Genomic DNA, 4,085 nt, shown 5'->3' with positions numbered 1-4,085 from the left:
GAGCCGGCGCGGCAACTGCCACGATAACGCCGTTGCCGAGAGCTTCTTCAACCTGCTCAAGCGCGAGAGGATCAGGCGCCGGACCTATCGCACACGCGAAGAAGCCCGACGGGACGTGTTCGACTACGTCGAGATGTTCTACAACCCGAAGCGCAAGCACGCGAGAAACGGAATGCTGTCGCCGCTCGAGTTCGAGCGGCAGCAGAAACTGAGGCACGAAGGCGTCTAAGAAACTCGGGGCTATTCACCCGGGCCCGCACCTCTCTGGTTGACACGAAGGGCGGTGAGCTGGCCTTCACTGCGCTCACGCCTCAAATAGCATCAAGGGCGGAGAGCGGACCTTCGCTGCATGGTGATCTGCCCTGGCTCGGAGGGCGGGAAGCGTACCACCTATGCGCTCTACAAAGACGCCCGCAGTGCGGGATAAGTTGCGCGACTGATGCCTGCGAAAGGATCACACCCTCAAACCGTGGAAGCTGATACGAAGACTTCCTACATCCGCCCCTCCCCAAAAATAGTGAGTTGAACCACTTTCGGTCTCAGCCAACGGTTGATGAGAAGTATCGATCTGCACGCTTTGCATGTTAAGTTTTTGGAGGTGGCGTCATGCAACAGATTACGAGTTTTGATCCAACCGTAACGCTCAACGCTGACTTGGAGGTCGTGAACACGAACAACCTCAGTCTGCTGAATTTTATCGGTCCTGCGCGAGATGTTGAAAACATCTCGGCTGATGAAAGCGATGGACTTCTGGAAAACGGGGACGGAGTGACCGTCACGTCCACTGACGGTGACGGTGATACCGTTTCCCGGGATGGCACCTACATCGGTGACGCGACGATTACGACGACCTCGGTCGAACTGAATGCCCTGCTGGTTGGGCTCAATATCCAACTCAACCCGATCGAAGGAGAATTGATACAATACGACGACGGCAGCCTTGGCTTCATTTCCGAAGACCCCCTGACCGACGCGCGTCTTGGCGTGACCGCGGACCTGACGATCGCGGGAATAACCACGACCTTCGAAGGAGACCTATCCGAGCTCGATGACTTTCTCGATGAGCAAGGCGTTCTCGGCGCTCTTCTTGGTAATATCACCGACCTGACCCAATACGTCCTCGATACCGCAGTCGTCACGGTGGACGTTGATACGTCCGGGACATTGGTCGTCTGTTTCGCGTCCGGCAGCATGATCCTGACCCAGGCAGGAGAGACACCGGTCGAGGCGCTTGCGGTGGGCGACAAGGTCATCACCCGGGACCACGGCGCGCAAAGCGTCCGCTGGATCGGGCGGCGCAAACTGTCGGCAAGCGTGCTCAAAGCCAATCCCAACCTCAGGCCGATCCGGATCAGGGCCTGCGCTTTCGGCCCCGGCCAGCCCGCGCGGGACCTGATGGTTTCCCCCCAGCACCGCATACTGGTGACGTCACGGATCGCCGAGCGGATGTTCGGGTCCCGCGACATCCTCGTCGCCGCCAAGCAGCTTCTGGACCTCGACGGGGTAGAGATCGCGACCGATGTCGAAGAGGTGGAATACATCCATTTCCTCCTCGACCAACACGAGATCGTCTATTCGGAATGGCTCGCCACCGAGAGTCTCTTTACCGGTCCGCAGGCTCTGAAATCCCTGAGCTGCGAGGCGCGGTTAGAACTTCTCGCCCTCTTCCCCGAACTGATGCGACCGGATCATCTGCCTGCAAGTCCTGTGCCGCTTGCCCCCGGCAAGAAGGCGCGTCGGCTCGTGGAACGGCATCGTAAAAACAACAAGCCTCTCCTCTCCACCGGGCCGCATCAAAGCCACGACGGTCAGGAGCGTTTAGCCGTCCTTGAAGCATCTTAGATTGCGGTACGCCGATGAGAACTTCGGTGCAAAATCGTTCGTGGTAGCGCTGGGATAATCCTGCTAAAGGCGGAATAATAGTTGTTCACCTTTATGTTTCCTGATGACATGGAGGGCAGGTAGAACTCTACCGCGAAATTGAGACAAAGGGTTCGGCTGGCTTATGCTGGAGGCATGAGCCAGAGCGAAGCGGCGCCGCATCTCAGGAGCTCGAATAATAGCGTATCTATTGTATTGGTGCTCTCGACACTGCCGAGATGTCGCCGAATGCGCTGTTCGTTGCTTCAACGTCCGGCTCGGCCCGTTCGCAACGCAGAAGGCCTCGCTGCGCCTGGAAAGTTGAGCGAATTTTTATTTCTATCACCTCGGTCTCGAAGTGGACATGCGGCGGAGCGGTGCGCCAATCGAATGACAACAGCTGCGATATCGTCGCGTCCGACCCAAATCTAACCTCAATACAACTCGAGGCTACCATAATTCTCAAGCCTTCATTTCAACATACTGCTGCGCCCGCTTCTCAAAACAAGATTGTGAGAAAGGCCATTCCTCAGACCCCTTTTAACTCAAACCTTTTTGAACCGAATCAACTTACAATGTCACCCAGCCTACTGATATCATAACTGTGGAATGATGAGACGTTTAGAACACTTACCTATGAGCTTAGGTCACAATCCGAACCCTAAAAAACCTTAAAGTCTGCAAGAATAAATGATAGGCTGTGAAACGTTCAGTTCTAGTATAGCTTGATGAGATGCTATGGGAGATCAAGATGGAATTTAAGAAATTTCGCATTTACAATCTTTTAAACCTAATTTTTCCAAAATCTTTCAAGTACAAGGTGTTCTTCGTAGCGTTCATTTCGACGCACATTCCTTTGATTTCGATAGCTACGTATGTTTTCCTTAATATTTCAAGTGTAAATGAGCTGATTTGGCCGCTAATTCTAATGGTGACAGCGACGGTCGTAGCCTCAGTAGTGGCAATGCACCTTCTCCATCATCTACTTAAGCCTATATATTACTGTGTGAGTGTCTTAAAGGATGTTCAAGAAAATGTTTTTCGCCCATTACCTAATAACCTTCAGGACGAAATTGGCTTTCTCATGAAGCAGCTTAACGAATTTGTGTTTTTGCACCAGGAACTTGATATGGCGTTGACACAAATGGATACTGCAAATCGTGAGAAAGATGCTTTTATCTCTGTGATGAACCACGAGCTCCGTACACCACTCACATCCCTAAGGGGTGCGGTTTCTATAGCCTTAATTGAAAGTCGTGATTCATGCAGTGACAGAATCCGAAATATGCTTGAAATTGCGGATCGAAATGGCAAACGGTTAAGCGGTTTGATTGAGAATATTTTAGTTACTCAAAAACTTGATATCGATGAAATGGAATTGAAGTATTCAAGGGTCGATGCACATAGCCTTCTCGAAAATAGCTTCAGAGACAACGAAACATTTTCAAGCAGTTGCCGCCTTGAATTGGTTAAGCCAGGTAAGGGTGAGGCTTTTTATATACTCGCTGATAAATCCGCCGTCCGACAGATAATCGATAACTTGCTTTCAAATGCCATGAAGTTCTCTGCAGAAGGGACTACGGTCAAAGGAGAAGTTAAAATTAACAACAATAAAGTTCGCCTCTCCGTAGTAGATTGCGGGGAAGGAATTCCGGACGGTATGGAAGAGGTAGTCTTTGGTCGTTTCAAGCAGGTCAGTGTTGGAAAGCAAGGATCGACCCAGGGTTCCGGCTTGGGGCTGTTTGTGTCGAGAAAGTTGGCGAACAAAATGTCCGCAAAACTTTCCTATGAAAGTCACCACGGCCAAGGAACTGAGTTCTACCTAGAGTTCGATAGATTGGAATAAAGTAAAGTATCTTTAGAGGTTTTTTCAAAGTTTTTCGCAGGCTTGGAAAATTGCGCGGCCAAAAAAAAAAGATGCAGATGCAGAGCTGCGACCTTTTAGACTGCCAGAGGTAAAAAACTAAATTGTAAATTCCGCTCACGTAACTATCCCGCACAGTGGTCATTCACTTAGAGCCCAGTATAGATCGCCTTCTCGCCGGAAACGATCAGGCCCAGCGGCCCACCGAATGACAGGATAGGGCCGTTAGCGCCCGCAGGACCGGCGCGCCAAGGCGAGGGACCTGCCGCGCCGCCGCAGGTCTGCTTCGAGCCCCTCCAAGACGTTTCGAGAAAGTGCCGCTTTCGCCCAGGCTACGCAATTGCGCCATCGACCGCCGACC

3 protein-coding genes are annotated in these 4,085 nt (G+C 51.8%); all 3 read left to right on the top strand.

The features are described from left to right. Positions 1–229 (top strand): IS3 family transposase (locus EU805_RS17195; protein WP_165352016.1); only part of this gene is annotated, 229 nt, incomplete at its 5' end. A 377-nt stretch (positions 230–606) separates the two neighbouring features. Beyond that, positions 607–1,842 carry a Hint domain-containing protein gene (locus EU805_RS17190; RefSeq protein ID WP_129765203.1) on the top strand — a complete coding sequence of 412 codons (1,236 nt, stop codon included), beginning with the start codon at positions 607–609 and terminating at the stop codon, positions 1,840–1,842. Between the two features lie 769 nt (positions 1,843–2,611). Beyond that, the gene (locus EU805_RS17185; protein ID WP_165352015.1) at positions 2,612–3,706 is read left to right on the top strand and encodes a sensor histidine kinase KdpD; all 1,095 of its coding nucleotides are present in this window, start codon (positions 2,612–2,614) and stop codon (positions 3,704–3,706) included. Positions 3,707–4,085 lie beyond the last annotated feature (379 nt).

This window comes from Salipiger sp. IMCC34102, from assembly GCF_004145405.1.
In the GTDB taxonomy this organism is placed as follows: Bacteria; Pseudomonadota; Alphaproteobacteria; order Rhodobacterales; family Rhodobacteraceae; genus Loktanella.
The sequence above is the reverse complement of the archived record's forward strand: the minus strand, read 5'-3'. Positions and strand labels throughout refer to the sequence as shown.